We start from the raw sequence: 19129 nt of genomic DNA, 5'->3' as shown, positions 1-19129 counted from the left end.
CTGAAGCCCGGTCGCCGATGGCGCGCCGTTACGGAATCAGCCTCCGGCGAGATCGGGATGACAAAGCGTCGCGGCGGGCGCGCTCGGCCCGACAGCTCGTCATCCGGTGCGCAACATGGACGCATTCATCCGCGCGCTTCACGCGCGTGCTTGGCTGGCATGGGAGGTGCTCTTCAGGCCGACCGATGCGAAACCCTCTCTTTGCAGCGATGTTTTCTGTGCTGACCACGGCCTGTGGCTCGCGAGAGCCAGCGCTGGCGCGCTCGCCGCAGCCGGCCGATTCGCCTCCCCGGGTGTTCATCGACGCGATGCTGATCGACATGCACCCGGACAGCGTGCCCCGCCTCGCCGGGAGGAGCTTCGAGGAGATTGTCGCGGACAGGGACGTCCGCGTGCTGTCGGGAGCGCACGCGCTCGCCACCGACGACGTGACCACCGATATCGAGCTCACGCGGGGTGAGCGCGTCCCCCCCGCGCAGCCCGCGCCGGCGCCGGAGCTCGAGCTCAGCCTCGCCGAGCACGACTTCCGCTTCGAAGTGCGGCCTCGGCTGGTGGAGCCCGACGCCGTCCACCTGCGTGTCGTCCTGGAGCTCGATGGTCGACCGACGCACCCCCCGCACACGTTCAGCGGCAGCGTCATCGTTCGCAACAGTCAGTTCGTCCCCTTCCGCACCGACTTCCCCGCGCGCGGCGAGCGGCTCGTCGTGCTGCTCGTGAGGCCGGAGATCCTCCGGGACCAGGAGGACTGGCGGCGCTTCCTGGAGCGCCGGAGATCTCGGCCGCTCGACGCCAGACCCGCGGTTCCCTCCGGCGACGACCCTGGGCGGACCCACCCGCAACCAGGCTGATCGAGGAGAGCGCCAGGAGCGGCGGGCGCCGCCGGGAAAAGAGCGCTCCGTGAATGAGCTCGTCCGGGCCTGGCACGTCGCCGACGGCGAGGGTCATGAAGCGGGGGACGACGAGGACGGCCCCGGATCGGCGCCCGTCGCCTCGCCGTCCCAGGAGTCTCTGACCTGCGATTTGTCGTACACCTCGTCGACCGAGCGCACGAGGATCTTGTTCGAGTCGGTGTAGACGCAGACCTCATCCGGCTTCTGCTCGCCGATGACGACGAAGCGGCACGGCGGGTCGCTCGTTAGCGAAGCGCCTCGCGCACCGCGGCGTCGAGCGTGTCGACCACGAGGCGCACGCGCGGCACCTTCCGGAGCTCTCGATGGTACGCGAGGAAAATGGACGACGACGGCAGCTCCGCGTCGACCTCGAGCCGCACGAGCCCCGCGATCGAGCGGACCGAGGGGTCGGACATGAGCGCGATCCCCTGGCCGTGGAGCGCCGCTTCGAGGAGCGCGTGGTGCGAGTTCGACCTCACGACGAAGCGCTTCGCGCCGTGGGCCATGAGCCACGAGCTCTTCGCGGTCTGCGCCAGCGTCCCCTCGTAGCCGACGAAATCGTGGCGCGCGAGCTCCGCCGTCCGCAGCCGCGCGCCCCGCAGCCGCCGCTCGACGTAGCTCGGCGCGGCGTAGAGCCCGAACGAGGCCCGCCCGGCCAGGCGATGGACGACCGCGGGCGACGACGACTTGTTCCCGCGAATCGCGACGTCCGCCTCGCGCCGCGCGAGGTCGACGAGCCGCGTCTCCGAGAGGATCTCGAGCTCCAGCGCCGGATACAGCCGCCGGAGCTCGCAGAGGCGCTGCGTGACGGGCCGCACGACCTCGTCGGCCAACGACAGGCGCACCGTCCCGGAGAACGCCTCGTCCCCTTCGTCGCGCCGGATCGCGTGGAGCCCGCTCTCGATCCGCTCGGCGAGCGCCACGAGATCGAGCGCGTCCGGCTCGACCGACGTCCCCCCGTTGCTCCGGTGCACCAGCGGCCGCCCGAGCGCCGCTTCCAGCGCGTCGATGCGCCGCGCCGCGGTGGAGGTCGAGACCCCGAGCGCCCGGCCCGCGGCGAGGAAGCTGCGGTGACGGTGCAGCGCGAGGAGAACGCGGAGATCGTCCCAGAGCGGAGCACCTGCGTTTTGCATCCGTGGAAATCGGATTACCACCGATGCCCATTGTCGACAAGCGCGCCGGCGGCCATCTTCCCGGTATGAACGCTTTCGATTTCAAGGGAAAGACGGTGCTCGTCACGGGCGCCTCGATGGGCATCGGCGAGGCGTTCGCCCGCGAGCTGTCGCGGCGCGGGGCCACCCTGGTCCTCGTCGCGCGCAGCGAAGCGAAGCTCGCCGCGCTGGCCTCCGAGCTCGGCAGAGCGCATGTCGTCGCCGTGGATCTCGCCTCTCCGGGGGCCGCGCGGCGCGTCTTCGATGCCGTCGCGGAGAGGGGGCTCGACGTCGATGTCCTCGTCAACAACGCGGCCTTCGGCGTCTACGGCGCCTTCGGCGGCCTGCCCCTGGCGACGCACCGCGAGCAGATCGATCTCAACGTCGGCGCGCTCGTCGAGCTCACGCACCTGTTCATGCCCATGATCGAGCGGCGCCGGGGGGGCGTGATCCAGGTGGCGTCGACGGCGGCCTTCGTGCCTTCCCCGTACTTCGCGATCTACGCGGCGACGAAGGCGTTCGTCCTCTCCTTCAGCGAGGCGCTCTGGGCCGAGTACCGCCCGCGCGGCGTGCGCGTCCTCGCCCTGTGCCCCGGCGCGACGGATACGCCGTTCTTCCAGCGCTCGGGCGACATCCCGGGGGCCGAAAGGCGGGCGCGGCCCGAGGACGTGGTGCGCCTCGGCCTCTCGGCCTTCGTGGCCGGTCGCGCCTCGGTCGTCCACGGCGCCGCGAACAGCCTGAGCGTGTTTCTCCTCCGCTTCTTCAGCCGCGAGCTCGTCGTGAAGATCATGACGCGCCTGATGAAGCCGCGGGGGGAGGAGCTCCCCGGCGCCGCGGGCCGCGCGGCGTGACCTCGACGCGCGCCCGGCGCCCAGGGCCTCAGTCGACGCTGACGGCGGTCACGGCGGTCCAGTCGTTGCGGCCGTCCGCGGAGACGACGTGGAAGCGGAGCGCGTCCTCGTGGCGCGCGGTCGAGACGAGGGCCGCGCTGGCGCCGACGAAGTCGTCGCCGCGGCAGGTGTCGCGGAGATCGCCGCCGTCGTCGAGCACGCCGACGCGCGCGGGCGCCGCGTGCCCTTGCAGGTACGGGGCGGCGATGAGCTCGGCCAGGGTCGACGGGGCGGGGACGGGCGCGTCGAGGTCCCAGAGGCGGAGGTGCTTCGCGTCCGCGAGGTGGGCATAGAGCCGCTCGACCTCCTTGCCGGTGTCCTCCTCGACGGCGAGGACGAGGAGGAGGATGCGGTCGTCGTCGCGGGCGCGAGCGCGGGCCTTGAACGAGAGGGGACCGCGGAGGGTGAGCACCGCGGGGAAGCGGCCCTGGGGCGCGCTGAAACGCACGAGGGTGCGGCCGAGGGGGCGAGGGGGCGTGAGGCCGGCCGGTGCGCCCGGCGCGGGCGGCGGGGCGCCCGGGTCGGGGGGGAAGAGCAGGTAGGCGGCGACGAGGAGGACGGGCTCGGGCGCGCCGCGGAGGAGGCCGTCGTGGCCGGAGGCGAGCTCGAGGGCGGTGATGTCGAGGCGGAGGCGGAAGGAGCGCACGCGCCGCGCGGGCGGCGCCGCGGGGGCAGGCGACGCGGAGGACGCCGGGCGGGGCGCGGAGGACGCGCCGCCCTTGCGGGACCTGGCTTTGCGCTTTCGGGACATCGAGGGAGCAGGAGATACCATGACCGGCCGCGCACGGGCGATCGGCGCGCGCGGGGCGGCGAGGGCGGCGGCCCGCGGCGCCGCTACCGGCCGGCCGGGTCCTGGCGATAGAACGCCTTCAGCTGATCGTAGAGCTCCGGGTGCTTCGCCCTGAGCTTCCGCGGCTTCTCGAAGAAGGCCTCGGTGACGACGGCGAAGAACTCGGCCGGATTCGTGGCGCCGTAAGGATCGATGACCGTGCGCTTGAGGCTCGCCTCGTCGCGGACGAGGCGCTCGTACTCGCGGCCGAGGATGCGCGCCCACGCGGCGTACATCGAGCGCTCGGGCAGCTCGGGCGCGCCGTCGGCGGGGCCCTCCTCCTGGTCGAGCTGGTGCGCGAACTCGTGGAGCACGAGGTTGTGGCCGTCGCTCACGTCCGCCGCGCCCGCGAGGACGCCGTCCCACGCGAGCACGACCGCGCCGCGCGACCACGACTCCCCGAGCCGCGCCCGGCCGCCCTCGACGACGACGCCCCCGTCGCGCACCTCCCGGCCGGGGGCCACGTAGGCGCTCGGGTAGACGAGGATGACCTCGAGCTCGGGGTAGTAGTCGGTCTCGCGGTGCAGGAGGAGCAGGCACGCCTGCGCCGCCACCGTGACCCGGATCTCGTCGGTGATCTCCAGGCCGCCGCACCCCTCGAACGGCTTCTCGTCGAGGAAGACCTGGATGTGCCCGAGGAGCTCGTCCTGGTCCTCGGCCGCAAGGCGGCCGAAGCTGGGCACGTTCCGGTCGAGGATCGCGCGCCACGCGGGCGGGAAGGGCGCGCGGCGGACGGCGGCGCGCCGGCGCTTCCTGAGAAAGCCGAGCATCGACGCCGATCTTACCCGCGCGCGGGGCCCCGCCGGAAGGCGCGCGCGGGGCCCCGCCGGAAGGCGCGCGCGAGAGGCCCGCTCACGCCTGCCGGAGCCCCATCGCGCGCGCGACGCCGTCCCGGTACGAGAGCCACGCCGCGTGCGCGGCGGCCACCGCCGACGCGATCGCGTCCGCCGCGGGGCCCTCGTCGGGCACGTGTCCCAGCACCATCTCCCACGCGTCCCGCCGGTGCCCGCCCTCGACCGCCCGGTGCGCCCGCACGAGGCGCATGCGCTCGGGCGGACACCCGTAGTGACGCACCATCGGGTGCGCGCGCAGCGCCTCGTCGATCGGCGGCGCCTCGCGCTGGCCGAGGAGCTCGGCGCGCTCGTGCACGCTGCCCTCCACGAAGATCGTGAGCACCGCCGCGCCCACGACCCACGGCGGCGCCGCGCTCACGCGGTCGAGCAGCGCCCGGTAGGCGCGGGCCTCGGGCTCGAGCGGGATGGACTCGTCCTCGATGGCCGCGCGCGGGATGCCCAGGCCGTCGATCATCTCCAGGAAGAGCTCCGGGTGCGGCGCGCCCAGGGAGAGCTTGCCGGTCTGCTCCTCGAAGAGGTTCTCCGCCAGCGCGCTGCGCACCGCGGCCGGCGGCGACTGGCCGAGCACGCGCGCGAGCAGCACCGGGAAGTCGCGCACGTAGACCCGGTACTCGTGCCGGAAGTGGACGACGAGCTGGTCGCGCGTGAGGCCAGGGCCGGTGAGGTGCGCCCAGGCCCAGTGGTTCTTGCGGTCCATGATCGCGAGCAGGCGCTCCTGGAGGCGATTCGTCATGCGGCAGCTCCTCGGCAAGGGGAGCCTTGGTTGTACAGCACGGGCGAGGCGGGCGCCCACGCCCTGCGGGCGACTGGCGCGCAACTGCTCGAGGATCTTCTCGCGCGCCGTCTCCTCGAACACCCCGTGGAGGCCCTCGCGGGACGTCACGTCAGCGGCGGGCGGCGTTCGCGTCGCTGCGTCTGGCTGCTCTTCGACGAGACGCGCCTAGCGCCGTCGTTGCGAGGAGCAGGAGGAGCGCCGCGGGCGTGCGAGGGGGGCCGGGCACCGCGCAGCCGCAGCCGCTCGGCTCGCCGCCGGTGTCGCTCGCCGCGCCGGCCTCTCCCCCGTCGCCCTTTCCGCCGGCGCCCCCGCCCGCCGTTCCCGCGCCTCCACCTCCTCCAAGGCCGCCTCCACCTTCGCTCGTGCTCCCGCCTCCGCTCGAGCTGCTCGTGGAGGCCGCGCTCGAGGCCTCGCCCATCCCGCCCGGCGGCGACAGCGTGTACATGAGCGCCGCGCCGGCGGGGACGCTGGCGGACAGCGCGTCGCTTACGCCGCTCACGTCGGCGCGGCGCCACAGATCGCGGATCACCGGCGTTCCCGTGACGCCAAGCTCCGAGAGCTGCACCGACATCGTCATGTCCTGGTCTCCGTGATTGAAGAACGCCACGGCCTTGCGGTCGCCGCTCAGGTCACGGACCCAGATCTCGCCGCCGTTCACCGCCGTGCGGTGGCCGCGCGCGCCGAGCGCGTCCTGGCTCACGGCGAGCACCTCCTCGTTGGTGAGCAGCGCGAGCGTCCACGCGTCCGAGCCGAGCCGCGCGGGGTTGCCGCCGAACATGAGCGGCGACGGCAGCATGGTCCACAGCGACATGATCGTGACCTGCTCGTTCTTGGTGAACGTCGTCTGACCGGACGCGTGCCATTCGTTGCGTGGGCCGAGGTAGCCGAGCGGCAGCATGTCGAGGTCGGGCCAGTGGCCCGGGGTGAGATCGCCGACGCCCTGCCAGGTGCTCGCTGCGCGGAGCACGCCGGGAAGATCGGTGAGCGCGTTGAAATCCCAGAAATCGTTCACGACGCGCCACATGTTGGCGTTGCTGTTCAGGTGGCCGGACGAGGCGATCAGCCACGAGGGATCGTTGGGACCCGGCGAGAAGCTCAGCACGATCGAGCGTCCCGTCTTTTCCACGGCCCTGTGGATCGCGTCGGCCTCGGCCTGGTGATACCTGCGCGTCGTGTTGTTGAGCATGTCGTCGATCTTCACGAAATCGACGCCCCAGGACGCGTACTGCTGGAAGAGCGCGTCGTACCAGGCCTGCCCCGCCGGCGTGTCGCCGCGCACGCCCCACATGTGATCATCCCAGGGGCAGGGATCGTTCGGGTTGCCCGCGTCGCGCGTGGAGAAGCTCGACCCCGCGATGGGGAGATTCGCGTCGTACGATTTGCGCGGCACGCCGCGCATGATGTGGATGCCGAAGCTCAAGCCCATCGCGTGGATGCGGTCCGCGAGGCTCTTGAAGCCGTTGCTGCCCGTCGCCGATGGATATTTGCTCGCGGCCGGCAGATAGCGGCCGTTCGCGTCGATCGGCTGTCCGGGCTCGTACCAGCGATAGTCGATGACCACGGTGTTCCAGCCGTACGGCTGGAGATGCGTCCTCACCGCCTGGGCCTGGTCGATCATGTCCTGCTCGGTGACGCTCGCGCCGAACGAGTCATAGCTGTTCCAGCCCATCGGAGGCGTGAGGGCGAGCGTGCCGCCGGACTGCAGCGTGTACGTAGCGCTCGCGGTGCCGGCGGAGCTCGTGACGGTGACCGTGACCGGGTAGGAACCGGCGGCCGGCGTCGTCCCCGAGATGATCCCCGTGGACGGCGCGAGCGTGAGCCCGGCGGGCAACCCCGAGGCAGAGAACTCGAGCGGCGCCCGGCCGGTGGCGGGGATGGCGAACAAGAACGGCGACGAGGGCGCGGCGCCGTACACGAATGGGCCTTGCAGCCGCGGCGCCGCGGACGCCTCCGCCATCGAGATGTCGATGGTCGACTGCGCGTGCGCGGCCCCGCTCAGGACCAGGGTCGCCGCGAGCGTGGGCACACCAAGAAGAAAAGAGGTGCGAGGTCGTCTCATGAGCTCTCCTGAGTGTCGGACGCATGCCGGCGTCGTGCTCGGCGCACGGGACTCAGCGCCTCGTGCGCTGAGCAGCTAGAGCGACGTTCACCCGCTTCGGAGACGGGCCCATCTCGACGTTTTCGGTGCTCAGCGCACCGGAGTCCGCTTCCGCGCCGAAAACGCCGAGCTGGACCCGTCTCCTGTGCGGGTGAACGCCGCTCTGTAACGCATGTACCAGAGACGGGCGAAAACCGCTCTAGAACGCTGAACACGTTGGAATTCCTCGGCGGCTCCGGCGGGTGACGCAACCTGTTTGGCGAAGCAAAAAGGATATCGTTGGGTCGAATGTTAGCGTTAACATTAGCGGCGTCAATTCAAATCGACGAGTCGGCGGGTACTGGCCAGCCCGAGAGAGGGGACAAGGTTGGCGGGGCTCTTCCGGAGCGCGGCGTCCCGATGAGCGGGCGCGAGGCGACGCGGGACATCTGCATCGTCGAGCTCAACGACATCCCGGAGGCGGCGTCATCCACGCCTCCCTCACTACCGTCCGGCATGATGGCCGCGAAATCGAGCTCCGCGGCCTCCATCTCCGGCCGGGGGTGGATCGAGAGAGGGACCAGCGCTCTTCGTCGCGCGTCGTGGTCGAGATCGCGCTGGTCCTGCGCTAGAGCACTGCGGTCCCGGCCGCCGCTCGGGCAGCGAGGTCTATGTTATTGTTAGCGTTAATATTATGGGCCAGCGCGGCCTCGCGCCGCGGGGATGGCGACCATCCGCGCTGTCCGCGCGGCGGGCATCGATCTCCAGAAGGTGATTCACGAGGACATCCTCGCGCGCCCGTCCGTCTACAGGACGATCGAGCGTCCCGATCGCAACATCGATCACCGCCGCGTCGGGCCGATGCTCACCTACCTGCGGGCCCATGCCATGTCGCTCCCGAGGACCTTCGACGCGGCCGCGGTGAGCACATGGGAGCCTGGAGATGTCGTCGTCTGGGCCTTCAAGCCGTGTCCTTCGTGCACGCCGGATCACGTCGGTATCGTCAGCGATCGCAAGGGCCCGCGCGGCATCCCGCTCGTCCTCCACAATTTCGGGCCGACGCCGAGCGAGGACGACGACCTCGACGCGTGGACCGTGCTCGGCCACTTCAGGATCCGCGGGGCGGCGATGGGGGAGGGGGCCGAGGAAGCGCGAGGCGGTCCGGAGCGGTGACGGCCCCGGAGCGCCGCCCCGACCTGGGTCGGGTAGCCGCCGGGCAGCCGCAACCTGGGTCGGGCAGCCGCAACCCGGGTCGGGTCGCCGCGGCTCTCGGAGGGCGGCTTATGCGTTCGCCTTCTGCGCGGCGTTGGCCGGGAAGCGGGCCTCCAGCCAGGCGCGCCATCGCGGCTCGAGCTCGGCGGCGGTCTCGGCCGCTCGATCGCCGTAGAAGAACAGGCTGACAGCAACGCGCGCCTTGTCTTCCCAGGGGTAGCTCCCGAGCAGCGCGACGCCCTGCGCCGGCTGCTCGAGGCGCAGCAGGACCTCGCAGGTCTGATCGCTCTGCTCGACGTGCTCGACGGTGCCGACGAGCGGCGGGGCCCCTGCCGGCGCTGACCGTCGCTCGCCCAGGTTGGGGCCGGAGACGCCGAGCGCGGTCGCGAGCTGCTTCCAGGCCTCGGCGTGCGCGCCAGGGTAGGCGCTCATCGCGCGCGCGGCGGCGGCGCGCTGGTCGGCAAAGTGACGCAAGTACAGGCGGAGGACCCGGAAGAAGCCGGGCCAGCCGCTCTCGAACCCCTCGATCTCGTCGTCCCAGGCGTCCTTGGACGTGAACAGGCTGTGCACGAGCCGCACGAGGCACTCGCCGCCCGAGCGGCCGGAGACGACGAACTCCGTCGCGAGGGGCGGAGCGCCCTCGCTCCAGCCGTGCTCCTCGTACTCGAGGCGCGACGGGGGCTCCCACGCCGTGATCGTTCCCGACGAGGCGGCGCCTTCGCCGAAGGTGAACTCGATCTTGCCGCCGACGCGCTCGTCGGCGGTGGTGGGCGCGAACCAGGCGCTGATGCCGGGGCCGGTCGCGATGGCGCGCCACACCTGCTCCGGCGTTCCGGGCACGATGAGCTCGAGCTCGACCCAGCGTCGTTTTGCGTCGCTTTTTATCGGCATGAAGGCTCCTTTCTAGGGGTCATCGCTCGGCTTTGGATAAGCCATCACGAGCAACCGGTGCTCGCGCCCGCCGGGGGTGGCCGCGTCGTGATAGCGCGCCACGAGGTCCGTGACGGCCTTGCTGAGATCGGCGGTGAAGGCGGCGCGCTCTGCGGCCGACGCGAACCGGATCTCCGTGTCGATCGAGAGCGTCGCCAGCCGCTTCTGGGCGTTGAACGCGAGGCGCCACAGCCTGCCGACCTCGCGGACGACGCGCGCCGCGAGCGCGATGAGGTAGCTCGCGGACAGGCGATCCCTCGTCCGCTGTGGATCGGCGGCGGCGGGGCCGAGCGCGCTCGGAGATACGACATAGGCGCTCGCGGTCGCCACGAACAGGCGCTCCGTCAGCCCGCCCCATTTCCGCTCGCCGGCCGCCCGCACCAGCTGGTGCGCTTCGAGCGCGCGCAGGTGGTAGTTGACCTTCTGACGCGCCAGGCCCACCCGCTCCGCGAGGCTCGCGGCGGAGGCCGGCTGCGCGAGCTCCGAGAGCAATCGGCTCCGGACCGGGTCGAGCGCGACGACCGCCGCGGCAGGGTCTTCGATGACCTCAACGTCCAGCACGTGGCCCATGGTAGTTTGACAAATTTTGTTGTCAAGGCTTCCGTCCGACCCGGGTTGAGGTGCCGCCGGCGACCCGGGTTGGGGTGGCACGGACCCGACCCAGGTTGAGGTGCCGAGGTGCCGCCGGCGACCCGGGTTGGGGTGGCACGGACCCGACCCGGGTTGAGGTGCCGCCGGCGACCCGGGTTGGGGGGGCACGCCGACCCGGGTTTGGGGCAAGCACGGCCCCGGCGGGTGGCCCAGGCCGCCACCGAACCCGGGTCGGGTCGCCCGTCGCCGTCGGGCGGCTCTGCTTTTATGATGCGGCCCATGGCGTCGTCTCCTGCCCGTGCATCGGGTCCGTCTCACCGCGCCGGCGCCGTGCCGCCGGCTCTCCTGCGGCTCCTCCTGGTCGTCGCGCTCGCAGGATGCGCCGTCGAGCAACGCACCTTCGTCGACAGGGGCCAGGGCGGCGCCGGCGGGACCGGCGCCTCAGGCGGGACCGGCGCCGCAGGCGGAGGCGGCGCGAGCAGCGACGCCGCCTCGACCACCGGGGCCAGCGGCGGCAGCTGCGCGGAGCCATCGGATTGCCCCGCCCCCGCCGAACCATGCCAGATCCCAGCGTGCGTCGGCGGCAGGTGCGGCACGGCGCCGCTGCCGGAAGGCACCGAGATCGCGCCGACGACGGGCGACTGCCAGCGCACCGTCTGCAACGGTCGCGGCGCCCAGGTCGTCGTCGCCGCCGACGAGCCCGCGGACGACGGCAACTCGTGCACGTCGGATTCCTGCGACGGGACGACTCCTGTGCACTTGCCCCTGCCCGGACCATGCCCAGGCGGACGATGCGACGACGCTGGCCAGTGCGTGCCGCTCCAGTGCGCGCAGGACGCCGAGTGCGGCGCCTCGACGGAATGCTACCGATACACCTGTGATAACGGCCTCTGCGCAGAGGGACCCGCGCCGGCAGGCACCCTGTGCAACGCGCAGCAGGATCAGTGCGACGGCGCGGGCCGCTGCGTCGACTGCGTGAACAGCGGCGGATGCGGAGAGTGCTGCGTCTGCTCCAGCGGCGTCTGCGTCCAGGTGTGAGCCGTCCCCGGGCCCGCGGTCCCGCCCCGCGCCCCGACCCCCGCGCCCCGACCCGGGCCGGCGCCCGCGCCCACGGTCGCCGACCCCCCTCGCTTTCTTGCTCCGCCCGCGGCGCCTGCCGCTAGGATCGCGGCATCGTGCGCCCGCGCGCCGCCACCGCTCGAGTGCGCCCGCGCGCCGCCACCGCCCGAGAAGGAGACCGCTCCGTGCACCGTCGACATGCGCTCTTGATCCTGATGCTCTGCCTCGCCCCCCTGCTCGTCGCTTGCGGGCACCCCTGGAAGACCACCCGTCAAGCCGTGCCGAACCCGTTCTACGGCAAGGGGCGCTTCGCGGTCGTCCCGATGGCGTTCCTCGGCACCACGGTCGGCGACATCTCCGAAGCCGACTGGATGGCCGACAAGGACGCCGAGCAACGGCAGAGCTGGCAGGAGGACAAATCGGCGATCAACGAGCAGTTCACCGAAGCCCTCATGGCCGAGACCGCGTCGGAGGACGCCGTCGTCGTCAGGGCGGTGAGCGCCGGCGACGCGCCGTTCTTCATCCGCGCGAACGTCACATCCTATGAGCCCGGCATCTTCACGGGCGTCTTCAACAGGCCCACCGTCATCAAGGCGACGGTGCAGCTCACCGATCCGGCCGGGACGGTGCTCGACGAGGTCCTGCTCGAGACTGCGGCGCCCGCGAGCTTGTTCAATCCATCGAGCGGAGGGCGCGCGCGGGCAGCGGCGAAGGAGCTCGGAAAGCTGACGGGGATGTACGTGCTCCACCGCGTCCGCGGCGACGACTGAGCTGCTCCCGGCGCCCCGACCCCGGTCGAGGTCGCCCGCCTCCCCGGAGCAAAGCCCCCGCGTCATGCCGCGCCTGGACGACGGGGGCTATTCGCCCTTGGCGAGAGACTTTCCCTGGGCCTCCAGGGCGGCTTTGAGCACTCCGATGGCCTTCGGCCCCACGCCATGAAGCGAAAGGAGCTGGGCCTCCGAGAATCGAGTGACCTGGTCCAGGCGAGAGACGCCCATGAGAGCGAGCGCGCGCGTCGCCGGCTTCCCGATGCCCTTCGGGAGCGAGGATCCTGGTTGTTCCTTCGGTTTGCTCGGCATGGGTCCATCCTGATGGGGTGATTGGCCGCCCGGCGGCCAGCGCAGCCAACTTCCCGGAGCGCCAATCCCACAACCACGCTCAGCATGCCAGGGCGAGGCCCGCTGGACAACACCGCGGCACGGGGTGGAGGCCCCGAGGAGCACTACGCGGCGCTCGGGAAGAACGTGCCGCTCGGGCGCGTCGGCGAGGCCGAGGAGGTGGCCAACGTGATCGCCTTCCTCGCCTCCAAGGCCGCAAGCTACGTGACCGGCACCAGCATCAACGTGGACGGCGGGACCTCCGGCGCGATTTAGCCCGCGCCGCCGCGCCCTCCGCGAGCCCCGCTCGCCAGGCGGCAGCCGCTGCCTCGAGCCGGCCGCCGCCCAGCGCGGCTCCTCAGAGCGCGCCTCCCGCGGACGCCTGCGCCGCGCCGCGCGAGCGCGCGTCCGCCGCGGGCACCGGCTCGGGCACCGAGCCCGCCTCGCTCAGGCGCCGCTTCGCCTCGGCGAGCACGTCCGCCGGCAAGGGGCCCTTCCTCGCGAACTGCAGGTTGTCGCGCAGGTGCTTCGGATCCCGGGTCCCGACGATCGTGGTGCTCAGCCCCGGATGCGAGAGCGTGAAGCGCAGGGTGAACTCGATCCGGCTCAGGCCGTCGAGCAGCTCGTCGAGCCTGGCCCGCTCCCAGCGGTCCTGCATGGTCGTGCCGGGCAGCATGTAGTTCGTGCGCTGCCAGTCGGTCGGCGCGCCGCGCGCCACGCCGCCGCGGATGATGGTGCCGGCGCCGGCCTGGGCCGCCTTGCCGATCACCTCCTCGTGCTCGCGCTGCAGCGCGGAGTACGGGATCTGGAAGGCGTCGAAGACGCCCATCTCGATCTGCTCCACCAGGTTGGGCAGCGTGCCCGAGACGCCGAGGAAGCGGACCTTGCCCTCGCCCTTGAGCTTCAGCGCCTCCTCGAGCGCGCCGTCCTGCTCGAACTCTCGCCGGGTGAGGCTCCGGTGGAACTGCACAAGGTCGAGGTGGTCCGTCTTCAGCAGGCGCAGGCTGTTCTCCACGCCGTGCCGGATGTTCTGCGCCGTGTGCACGTGCTCGCCCTGGGCGCCGCCGACGACGCAGCCGCACTTCGAGGCGAGGAAGTACTCGCCCCGGCGATGCGAGATGAAGCGCCCGATGCGCTCCTCGCTGCGGCCGTAATCGATGGACGTGTCGATGAAGTTGATCCCGGCGTCGAGCACGTCATTCAGGATACGCTCGGCCTCCTGATCCGAGAGCTCCGGGCCGCGCGGGGCGCCCCGCAGCTCCATGGCGCCGAAGCCGAGCGTGGTGACGCGGACGCCGGTGCGTCCGAGCAGACGAGTGGGCAAATCGGTCATTGTCTTCCTCCGCGGGCGCGCGCGCGCCGCAGCTTGCAAGCCGTGAGAGCGGGGCGAGCTCCGCGAGCCCGCCCACCTTGTGGCGTGGAGATGAGCGCTGGCGCCGTCCGGCTCAGCTCTTCGGAGGCGCCGACTTGAGCGTCGCGTCGAACAGCGCGAGCAACGTCTGGTAGTGGCGCTCGGACGCGGCCTGGTTGTACACCGCCGAATCGGAGGGGACCCAGCCGTGCTTCGCGCCTTCGTACGTCTCGACCGTGTGCAGCACGCCCGCCTGCTGGAAGGCGTCGATCAGGCGCTGCTTTTGCTGGTCCGGGAACGAGGCGTCCTCGACGGCGCCCGCGACGTAGACGCGCGCTCGGATGCGCGGCGCCAGGAGGTGCGGGCTGTCCGGATCGTCGGTCGCCAGGTTGCCGCCGTGGTACGACGCCGCCGCGATCACGCGGTCAGGGAAATGGCCGGCGGCCGACAGCGACAGCCCGCCGCCCATGCAATAGCCCGTGGTGCCGATCGACAGCGAGCTGACGTCGGGGCGGTCGGCCAGGAAGGCGAGGAACGCCTCGGTGTCCGAGCGCACGTTCGCCTTGGTGGCCGTGGCCATGTATTTCTGCTGCCAGTGCTTGCGAAACTCGGGATCTCGGCTGAAGGTCTCGGCGTCCGGCGCCTGGTAAGGGCCGCCGCGATAGAACAGATCGGGCAGCAGGACGAGATAACCGCCCTGCGCGATGCGCTCCCCCAGCTCGAAGAGCGCGGGGCGTATGCCGCGGCCGTCCTGGTACACAAGCACCGCGGGCCAGGGGCCTTCGCCGGCGTCGGGCCGGAAGATGGAGGCTTCGGTTTGCCCGTCCCGAGTCTTCAACGTGACCGTGGTTCGTGACATCTGTTCCTCGTGCCCGGCGTCCGGGCGGGTGGTCGTGGACGCGAACGGGCGCGCCGATCGCGCTCAGCGCGGCGCGGCGCGCTCTGGAAAGAAACGATTCGCGGGCCGCGCGAGCCCCAGGTTCTCGCGCAGCGTGCTCCCTTCGTACGCGCGCCGGAACAAGCCCCGTCGCTGGAGCTCGGGGACGACGCGATCGACGAAGTCGTCGAGCCCGCCCGGCAAGTAAGGGAACATGATGTTGAAGCCGTCGCAGCCGTTCTGGACCAGCCACTCTTCCATCTGGTCCGCGATGGTCCTGGGCGTGCCGACGAACGCGAGCCCCCCGAAGCCGCCGAGGCGCTGCGCGAGCTGGCGTACCGTGAGCCCTTCCCGCTGCGCGAGCTCGATGACGCGCTCGCGCCCGGACTGCCCGGCGTTCGTGGGGGGGATCTCCGGGAGCGGCGCGTCCGGATCGAAGCGCGAGGCGTCGCAGCCGAGCATGACCGAGAGCGACGCGATGCTGCTGTCGAAGTGCACAAGGCCATCGAGCCGCGCGCGCTTCTCCTGCGCTTCCTGCACGGTCTCTCCCACGACGACCAGCGCGCCGGGCAAGATCTTGAGCGTGTCGGGATCCCGCCCCAGGCGCTCCCGCCTGCCCTTGACGTCGGCGTAGAAGCGCCGCGCGCTCTCCAGCGTGGATTGCGCCGCGAACACGACCTCTGCGGTCTCCGCCGCGAGCTGCCGGCCTGCTTCCGAGGCGCCCGCCTGCACGATCACCGGCCACCCCTGGACAGGACGCGCGATGTTCAGCGGCCCGCGCGCGCAGTAGTACTTGCCCTTGTGGTTCAGGACGTGGAGGCGCTCCGGGTCGAAATAGATCCCGGCCTCGACGTCGCGCACGAATGCGTCGTCGGCGAAGCTGTCCCAGAGTCCCGTGACCACGTCATAGAACTCGCGCGCGCGCCGGTAGCGCTCATCGTGCTCCACGTGCTCGGTGAGGCCGAAATTCAGCGCTGCGTCCGGATTCGCGGTGGTGACGATGTTCCAGCCGGCGCGCCCGCCGCTGAGGTGATCGAGGGACGCGAAGCGCCGGGCGACGTGAAACGGCTGATCGAACGTGGTCGACGCGGTCGCCACCAGGCCGATGCGCTCGGTGGCGCCGGCGAGCGCAGAGAGCAGCGTGAATGGCTCGAACGACGTGACCGTGTGACTGCGCATCAGCGCGTTGAGCGGCATGTTCAGCACGGCCAGGTGGTCGGCCATGAAGAACGCGTCGAAACGAGCCTGCTCCAGGCGCTGCGCGAAGCGCTTGAGGTGAGAAAAACTGAAGTTCGCGTCCGGGTAGGCCCCCGGATAGCGCCAGGCGCCCGTATGAATGCTGACAGGGCGCATGAACGCGCCGAGCCTCAGCGTGCGTGCGGCCATCTTCGGCCTCCACGCCGCGAGCGCGGCCACTCCAAGCGTCCCGTTGCCATGTGCGATGTCTACTATAACGGATGCCGAGGCGAAAGCGGAAAATATAACGGATGCCACGGCGCCGGCGGGGACGGCGGGTGAGCTTCCTGGAGCCCCAGGCGCTCGCCGGGGGGTCCCCGGGCCGCGCGTGGCAGGTCGCCGCGCCGATCCGCTTCGAGGGCGGGGTCGCGTCGCTGGGCGGGTCTGCTTCGCGTGCTCCGTCGCCCGCGAAAAGGAGCTCTAACGGCCTGACCCAGGCCGTCGCGGGCGAGGGCGAGGGTTCGCGCGTGCTCGGGCACGCCTTCCAGGAAGCTCCGCCGCAGCTCGGGATCGTCGATGAGCGCGGCCTGCGCGAGCAGGCGGCGGTGGGCCTCGTCGAGGGCGGAGGCGGCAGCGGCGTGCTCGCCGAGGGCGTGGAGGCACTCGGCGTGAACGAGCCGAGGCCTCGCCTCACGTGCGCCAGCGTCGCATCGCTGTCTCCTCCACGGTTCGCCTGCTGGGCGGCGCGCAGGAAGAGCCGCCGAGGAGGAAGCTCTCGTCGTCCCGCCGGCGCACCCGCCTTTGCGTTAGATTCTGCCATCTTGCCGTGCATGGACGACCATGACAGCCCCATCATCCGAGCCGCTCGCCCCGAGGACGCCGAGCTCCTCGGCGCGCTCGCCCTCCGCTCCAAGGCGCACTGGGGCTACTCGCCCGAGTTCCTCGAGGCGTGCCGCGCGGAGCTCTCGATCTCGCCGGTGTACGTCGCGCAGCATCCGACCTTCGTCCTCGCGCGCGGAGACGAGCCGCTCGGGTTCTACACGCTCGAGGCCCTGAGCTCCACCGCGGTGGAGCTGGGCCACCTCTTCGTCGAGCCGGCGGAGATCGGACGCAGCCTCGGTCGCGCGCTCCTGTCGCACGCGCGTGAGGAAGCGCGGCGGCGCGGGTATCGCGTCCTCGTGATCCAGAGCGACCCGAATGCGGCGCGGTTCTACGAGGCCTGCGGCGCGCGGCGCGTGGGCGAGCGGCGCTCGGCCAGCATCCCTGGCCGGCTGCTCCCGCTCTTCGAGCTCGACCTGTCGGGCTGACGCGCCGCTGTTCGCGACCGAGCGAGCCGACTCACGCCGGCGCGGCCGCGCCGTCCGCCGCCCGGCGCAGCGCTGCCCGCGCGAGCAGTCGTGTGGAGTCGAGCGTCGGCAGCGGAGAGTTCGCGTCGCTCATGATGAGCGGGATCTCGGTGCAGCCGAGCACGACGGCGTCGCAGCCCTCCGCGCTCAGCCGCCCGATGATCCGCTGAAAGCAAGCGATCGCCTCGGGCCTGAAGACGCCGTACACCAGCTCCTCCATGATGATGCGGCTCATCTCCTCGCGCTCGGCGGCGCTCGGGCGCACCCACTCGAGCCCGAGCGCCGCGAGCTTCTCCGGATAGATCTCGCTCTCGACGAGCCAGCGAGTCCCGGTCAAACCGACGCGCCGGAGCCCGCGCAGGGCGGCCTGTTCCGCGACGACCTCGGCGATGTGCAGCCAGGGCAGCGGCGACCGCGGCTCGACGTAACGCAGCGCCTGGTGGATGGTGTTGTCCGGGCAGATCAGGAAGTCGGCGCCGATGCTCGCGAGCTTGTTCGCCGAGGCGAGCATCAGCGCCCCCACGCCCTCCCAGTCGCCGCGGTCGATGTGCTTCATGTACTCGGCGAGCGAGGGCGTGTGCATCGAGACCTCGGGGTGAGCGTGCGGGCCGAGGAGCGCTGCGCCTTCCGCGCAGAGGGTCCGATAGCAGAGCGCCGCGCCCTCGGAGGAGCAGCCGACGATACCGATGTGCTGGGTCATGACGAGCGTGCCCGGAGCGTACCAGAAGATGAGCTCGGGCATCAGCGCGCCCGTCGAGCGACAGGACGGATCCTCCTGAGAGAAGCCTGGCTCGTTTGCGCCGGCGCGTGAGCGCGCCGGCGGCACGTCCGCGCGCGGCCCCCTCACGGGCTCGCCGCCGCGCCGAGGAGCGCGCGCACGCCCGGCGCGTGCAGGCCGGGGCGCGCGCCTATCGCTGCGAAAGCGCTCCGGTGATCTCTGCCATGCTTGACGCAAAGCTATCTCGCGGGACGAGGCCCAGCACGCGCTGGGCCTTCTCGGTCGAGAAGCTCCCCCGGAAGCTCATGAACGCAGGCACCTGCTCCGCCGGGGCAGCGGGCGCCGCGAGCCGCCACCTCGGACAGCGCTCGCTCCCCTTCGGCCTTGCTCGCCCCATAGGCGTCGCCCTCGGCGTTCAGCGGCGCGGCCTCGTCGAGCACGCCCCCCCCGGTTCCTGAGCTGATACGCGGCGATCGTGGAGATGTGCACGAAGCGCTCGCAGCCAGCGACCCGCGCGGCCTCGGCGAGCGCCGCGGTGGCCTCCACGTTCACCCGCCGGGCCTCGTGCAGATCCGACGAGAGCGACGCGGCGCAATGCACCACGACCTGCGCACCGCGCACCGCCTCCTCCCGGGCGCGCTGCTCCGTCATCTCGCCGAGCACCGTCTCGGCGCCCATGCTCTCGAGCTCCGCGCGCGCGTCGGGCCGCCGCACCAGGGCGCGGACCCGCAGGCCCTCCTCGAACAGGCGCTTCACGACGTAGTGTCCAACGAACCCGTTCGCGCCTGTGACGAGGGCGACCTTGCCTTCCATCTCCATGAGAGCCTCCCAGCGCTCGAGAGCAGGAGAGCGCATCATGGCAGTATACTCGACCGAGGTACCGCGCCCTGCCCGGGCCGGTCCATCTCGACGGCTGAAGGCCACCCTGGATTGGTGGGCGCCCCGAAGCCGCGCGCGCGTCGAACCTGGGTCGGGCCACGATCTTCGGCGCGTCCCCGAGCCCGATCGAGGTTCCTTTCGTCCTTGATGAACCGGGCGATGCGGCCCCATACCCGCACGACCCTGCCCCAGTCGGCGCGGCGCTCGGCGAGGCACTTCGGGCTCACGGCGGGGACGTCGTAGATGATGCCCGGCACGTCCGCGCTGGTGAAGATCGCGGTCGAGCCCGGCAGCTCGCGCAGCGCCTGTCCGCTGTCGGGCTGCCAGGCGACGACGGCGTCGACGCCGCCGGATCTCAAGGTCTGCGGCGTCTGGTCCGTCGGCACATCAGGGGCCGCGCGGCGGCCCGCGAGGCGTTCCGCGCGAT

The 19129-nt window shown here is 71.7% G+C and carries 22 protein-coding genes; 8 read left to right on the top strand and 14 right to left on the bottom strand.

The features are described 5' to 3' along the window. Positions 1–209: 209 nt before the first annotated feature. A complete protein-coding gene (locus WME98_RS10220; RefSeq protein ID WP_437951141.1) occupies positions 210–848 on the top strand; it encodes a hypothetical protein in 639 nt (212 codons plus the stop codon). 49 nt (positions 849–897) lie between these two features. Beyond that, positions 898–1074 (top strand): hypothetical protein, encoded by a 177-nt coding sequence (locus WME98_RS10215; protein WP_437951140.1) that lies wholly within the window; start codon positions 898–900, stop codon positions 1072–1074. Positions 1075–1135: 61 nt separating this feature from the next. Here the strand turns inward: WME98_RS10215 and WME98_RS10210 are convergent, their stop codons facing one another. Further along, complete coding sequence (locus tag WME98_RS10210) at positions 1136–2023, bottom strand: LysR family transcriptional regulator (protein ID WP_437951138.1); 888 nt, start codon at positions 2021–2023, stop codon at positions 1136–1138. 65 nt (positions 2024–2088) lie between these two features. Here WME98_RS10210 and WME98_RS10205 point away from each other — a divergent pair, with 65 nt between their 5' ends. Beyond that, complete coding sequence (locus WME98_RS10205; protein ID WP_437951137.1) at positions 2089–2892, top strand: SDR family NAD(P)-dependent oxidoreductase; 804 nt, start codon at positions 2089–2091, stop codon at positions 2890–2892. Positions 2893–2920: 28 nt separating this feature from the next. On the opposite strand, the gene WME98_RS10200 is transcribed toward WME98_RS10205, so the two are convergent. The 4 genes from WME98_RS10200 to WME98_RS10185 form a co-directional block, all read right to left on the bottom strand. Continuing rightward, complete coding sequence (locus WME98_RS10200) at positions 2921–3577, bottom strand: hypothetical protein (RefSeq protein ID WP_437951135.1); 657 nt, start codon at positions 3575–3577, stop codon at positions 2921–2923. Positions 3578–3765: 188 nt separating this feature from the next. Continuing rightward, positions 3766–4530, bottom strand: a complete 765-nt coding sequence (locus WME98_RS10195; protein ID WP_437951133.1) for a zinc-dependent peptidase — start codon at positions 4528–4530, stop codon at positions 3766–3768. 82 nt (positions 4531–4612) lie between these two features. After that, complete coding sequence (locus WME98_RS10190; RefSeq protein ID WP_437951132.1) at positions 4613–5347, bottom strand: iron-containing redox enzyme family protein; 735 nt, start codon at positions 5345–5347, stop codon at positions 4613–4615. Between the two features lie 151 nt (positions 5348–5498). Next, complete coding sequence (locus tag WME98_RS10185; protein ID WP_437951131.1) at positions 5499–7448, bottom strand: putative Ig domain-containing protein; 1950 nt, start codon at positions 7446–7448, stop codon at positions 5499–5501. A gap of 741 nt (positions 7449–8189) precedes the next feature. Here WME98_RS10185 and WME98_RS10180 point away from each other — a divergent pair. Beyond that, positions 8190–8639: a DUF1287 domain-containing protein gene (locus WME98_RS10180; protein ID WP_437951130.1), complete on the top strand. Its 450-nt coding sequence runs from the start codon at positions 8190–8192 to the stop codon at positions 8637–8639. A 108-nt stretch (positions 8640–8747) separates the two neighbouring features. On the opposite strand, the gene WME98_RS10175 is transcribed toward WME98_RS10180, so the two are convergent. Both WME98_RS10175 and WME98_RS10170 read right to left on the bottom strand, forming a co-directional pair. Further along, the gene (locus tag WME98_RS10175; RefSeq protein ID WP_437951128.1) at positions 8748–9569 is read right to left on the bottom strand and encodes an SRPBCC family protein; all 822 of its coding nucleotides are present in this window, start codon (positions 9567–9569) and stop codon (positions 8748–8750) included. A 12-nt stretch (positions 9570–9581) separates the two neighbouring features. Further along, on the bottom strand, positions 9582–10169 hold the full coding sequence (locus WME98_RS10170) for an ArsR/SmtB family transcription factor (RefSeq protein ID WP_437951127.1): 588 nt from the start codon (positions 10167–10169) through the stop codon (positions 9582–9584). A 309-nt stretch (positions 10170–10478) separates the two neighbouring features. Here WME98_RS10170 and WME98_RS10165 point away from each other — a divergent pair, with 309 nt between their 5' ends. Together WME98_RS10165 and WME98_RS10160 are read left to right on the top strand one after the other, a co-directional pair. Beyond that, positions 10479–11237 carry a hypothetical protein gene (locus tag WME98_RS10165; RefSeq protein WP_437951126.1) on the top strand — a complete coding sequence of 253 codons (759 nt, stop codon included), beginning with the start codon at positions 10479–10481 and terminating at the stop codon, positions 11235–11237. A gap of 206 nt (positions 11238–11443) precedes the next feature. Then, the gene (locus WME98_RS10160) at positions 11444–12028 is read left to right on the top strand and encodes a hypothetical protein (protein WP_437951125.1); all 585 of its coding nucleotides are present in this window, start codon (positions 11444–11446) and stop codon (positions 12026–12028) included. Between the two features lie 87 nt (positions 12029–12115). On the opposite strand, the gene WME98_RS10155 is transcribed toward WME98_RS10160, so the two are convergent. After that, entirely contained in the window at positions 12116–12337 is a 222-nt protein-coding gene (locus WME98_RS10155; RefSeq protein WP_437951124.1) for a DNA-binding protein, read from the bottom strand. A gap of 84 nt (positions 12338–12421) precedes the next feature. On the opposite strand from WME98_RS10155, the gene WME98_RS10150 reads away from it, so the two are divergent. Further along, complete coding sequence (locus WME98_RS10150; protein WP_437951122.1) at positions 12422–12631, top strand: SDR family oxidoreductase; 210 nt, start codon at positions 12422–12424, stop codon at positions 12629–12631. A gap of 82 nt (positions 12632–12713) precedes the next feature. On the opposite strand, the gene WME98_RS10145 is transcribed toward WME98_RS10150, so the two are convergent. The 3 genes from WME98_RS10145 to WME98_RS10135 form a co-directional block, all read right to left on the bottom strand. Beyond that, a complete protein-coding gene (locus WME98_RS10145; RefSeq protein ID WP_437951121.1) occupies positions 12714–13688 on the bottom strand; it encodes an aldo/keto reductase in 975 nt (324 codons plus the stop codon). Between the two features lie 112 nt (positions 13689–13800). Continuing rightward, positions 13801–14565 carry a dienelactone hydrolase family protein gene (locus tag WME98_RS10140; RefSeq protein WP_437951119.1) on the bottom strand — a complete coding sequence of 255 codons (765 nt, stop codon included), beginning with the start codon at positions 14563–14565 and terminating at the stop codon, positions 13801–13803. Between the two features lie 63 nt (positions 14566–14628). Continuing rightward, positions 14629–15969, bottom strand: coding sequence for an LLM class flavin-dependent oxidoreductase (locus WME98_RS10135; protein ID WP_437953969.1), 1341 nt, complete (start codon positions 15967–15969; stop codon positions 14629–14631). A 128-nt stretch (positions 15970–16097) separates the two neighbouring features. Here WME98_RS10135 and WME98_RS10130 point away from each other — a divergent pair, with 128 nt between their 5' ends. Continuing rightward, positions 16098–17066, top strand: a complete 969-nt coding sequence (locus tag WME98_RS10130; protein WP_437951118.1) for an N-acetyltransferase family protein — start codon at positions 16098–16100, stop codon at positions 17064–17066. 31 nt (positions 17067–17097) lie between these two features. On the opposite strand, the gene WME98_RS10125 is transcribed toward WME98_RS10130, so the two are convergent. The 3 genes from WME98_RS10125 to WME98_RS10115 all read right to left on the bottom strand — a co-directional run bounded on the left by WME98_RS10125 (position 17098) and on the right by WME98_RS10115 (position 19088). Next, complete coding sequence (locus WME98_RS10125) at positions 17098–17805, bottom strand: aspartate/glutamate racemase family protein (protein ID WP_437953968.1); 708 nt, start codon at positions 17803–17805, stop codon at positions 17098–17100. 321 nt (positions 17806–18126) lie between these two features. Further along, positions 18127–18642, bottom strand: a complete 516-nt coding sequence (locus WME98_RS10120) for an NAD-dependent epimerase/dehydratase family protein (RefSeq protein ID WP_437951117.1) — start codon at positions 18640–18642, stop codon at positions 18127–18129. Between the two features lie 35 nt (positions 18643–18677). Then, a complete protein-coding gene (locus WME98_RS10115) occupies positions 18678–19088 on the bottom strand; it encodes a hypothetical protein (RefSeq protein ID WP_437951115.1) in 411 nt (136 codons plus the stop codon). Positions 19089–19129 lie beyond the last annotated feature (41 nt).

Source organism: Sorangium sp. So ce296, from assembly GCF_051529605.1.
Lineage (GTDB): Bacteria > Myxococcota_A > Polyangia > Polyangiales > Polyangiaceae > Sorangium > Sorangium cellulosum_D.
The sequence above is the reverse complement of the archived record's forward strand: the minus strand, read 5'-3'. Positions and strand labels throughout refer to the sequence as shown.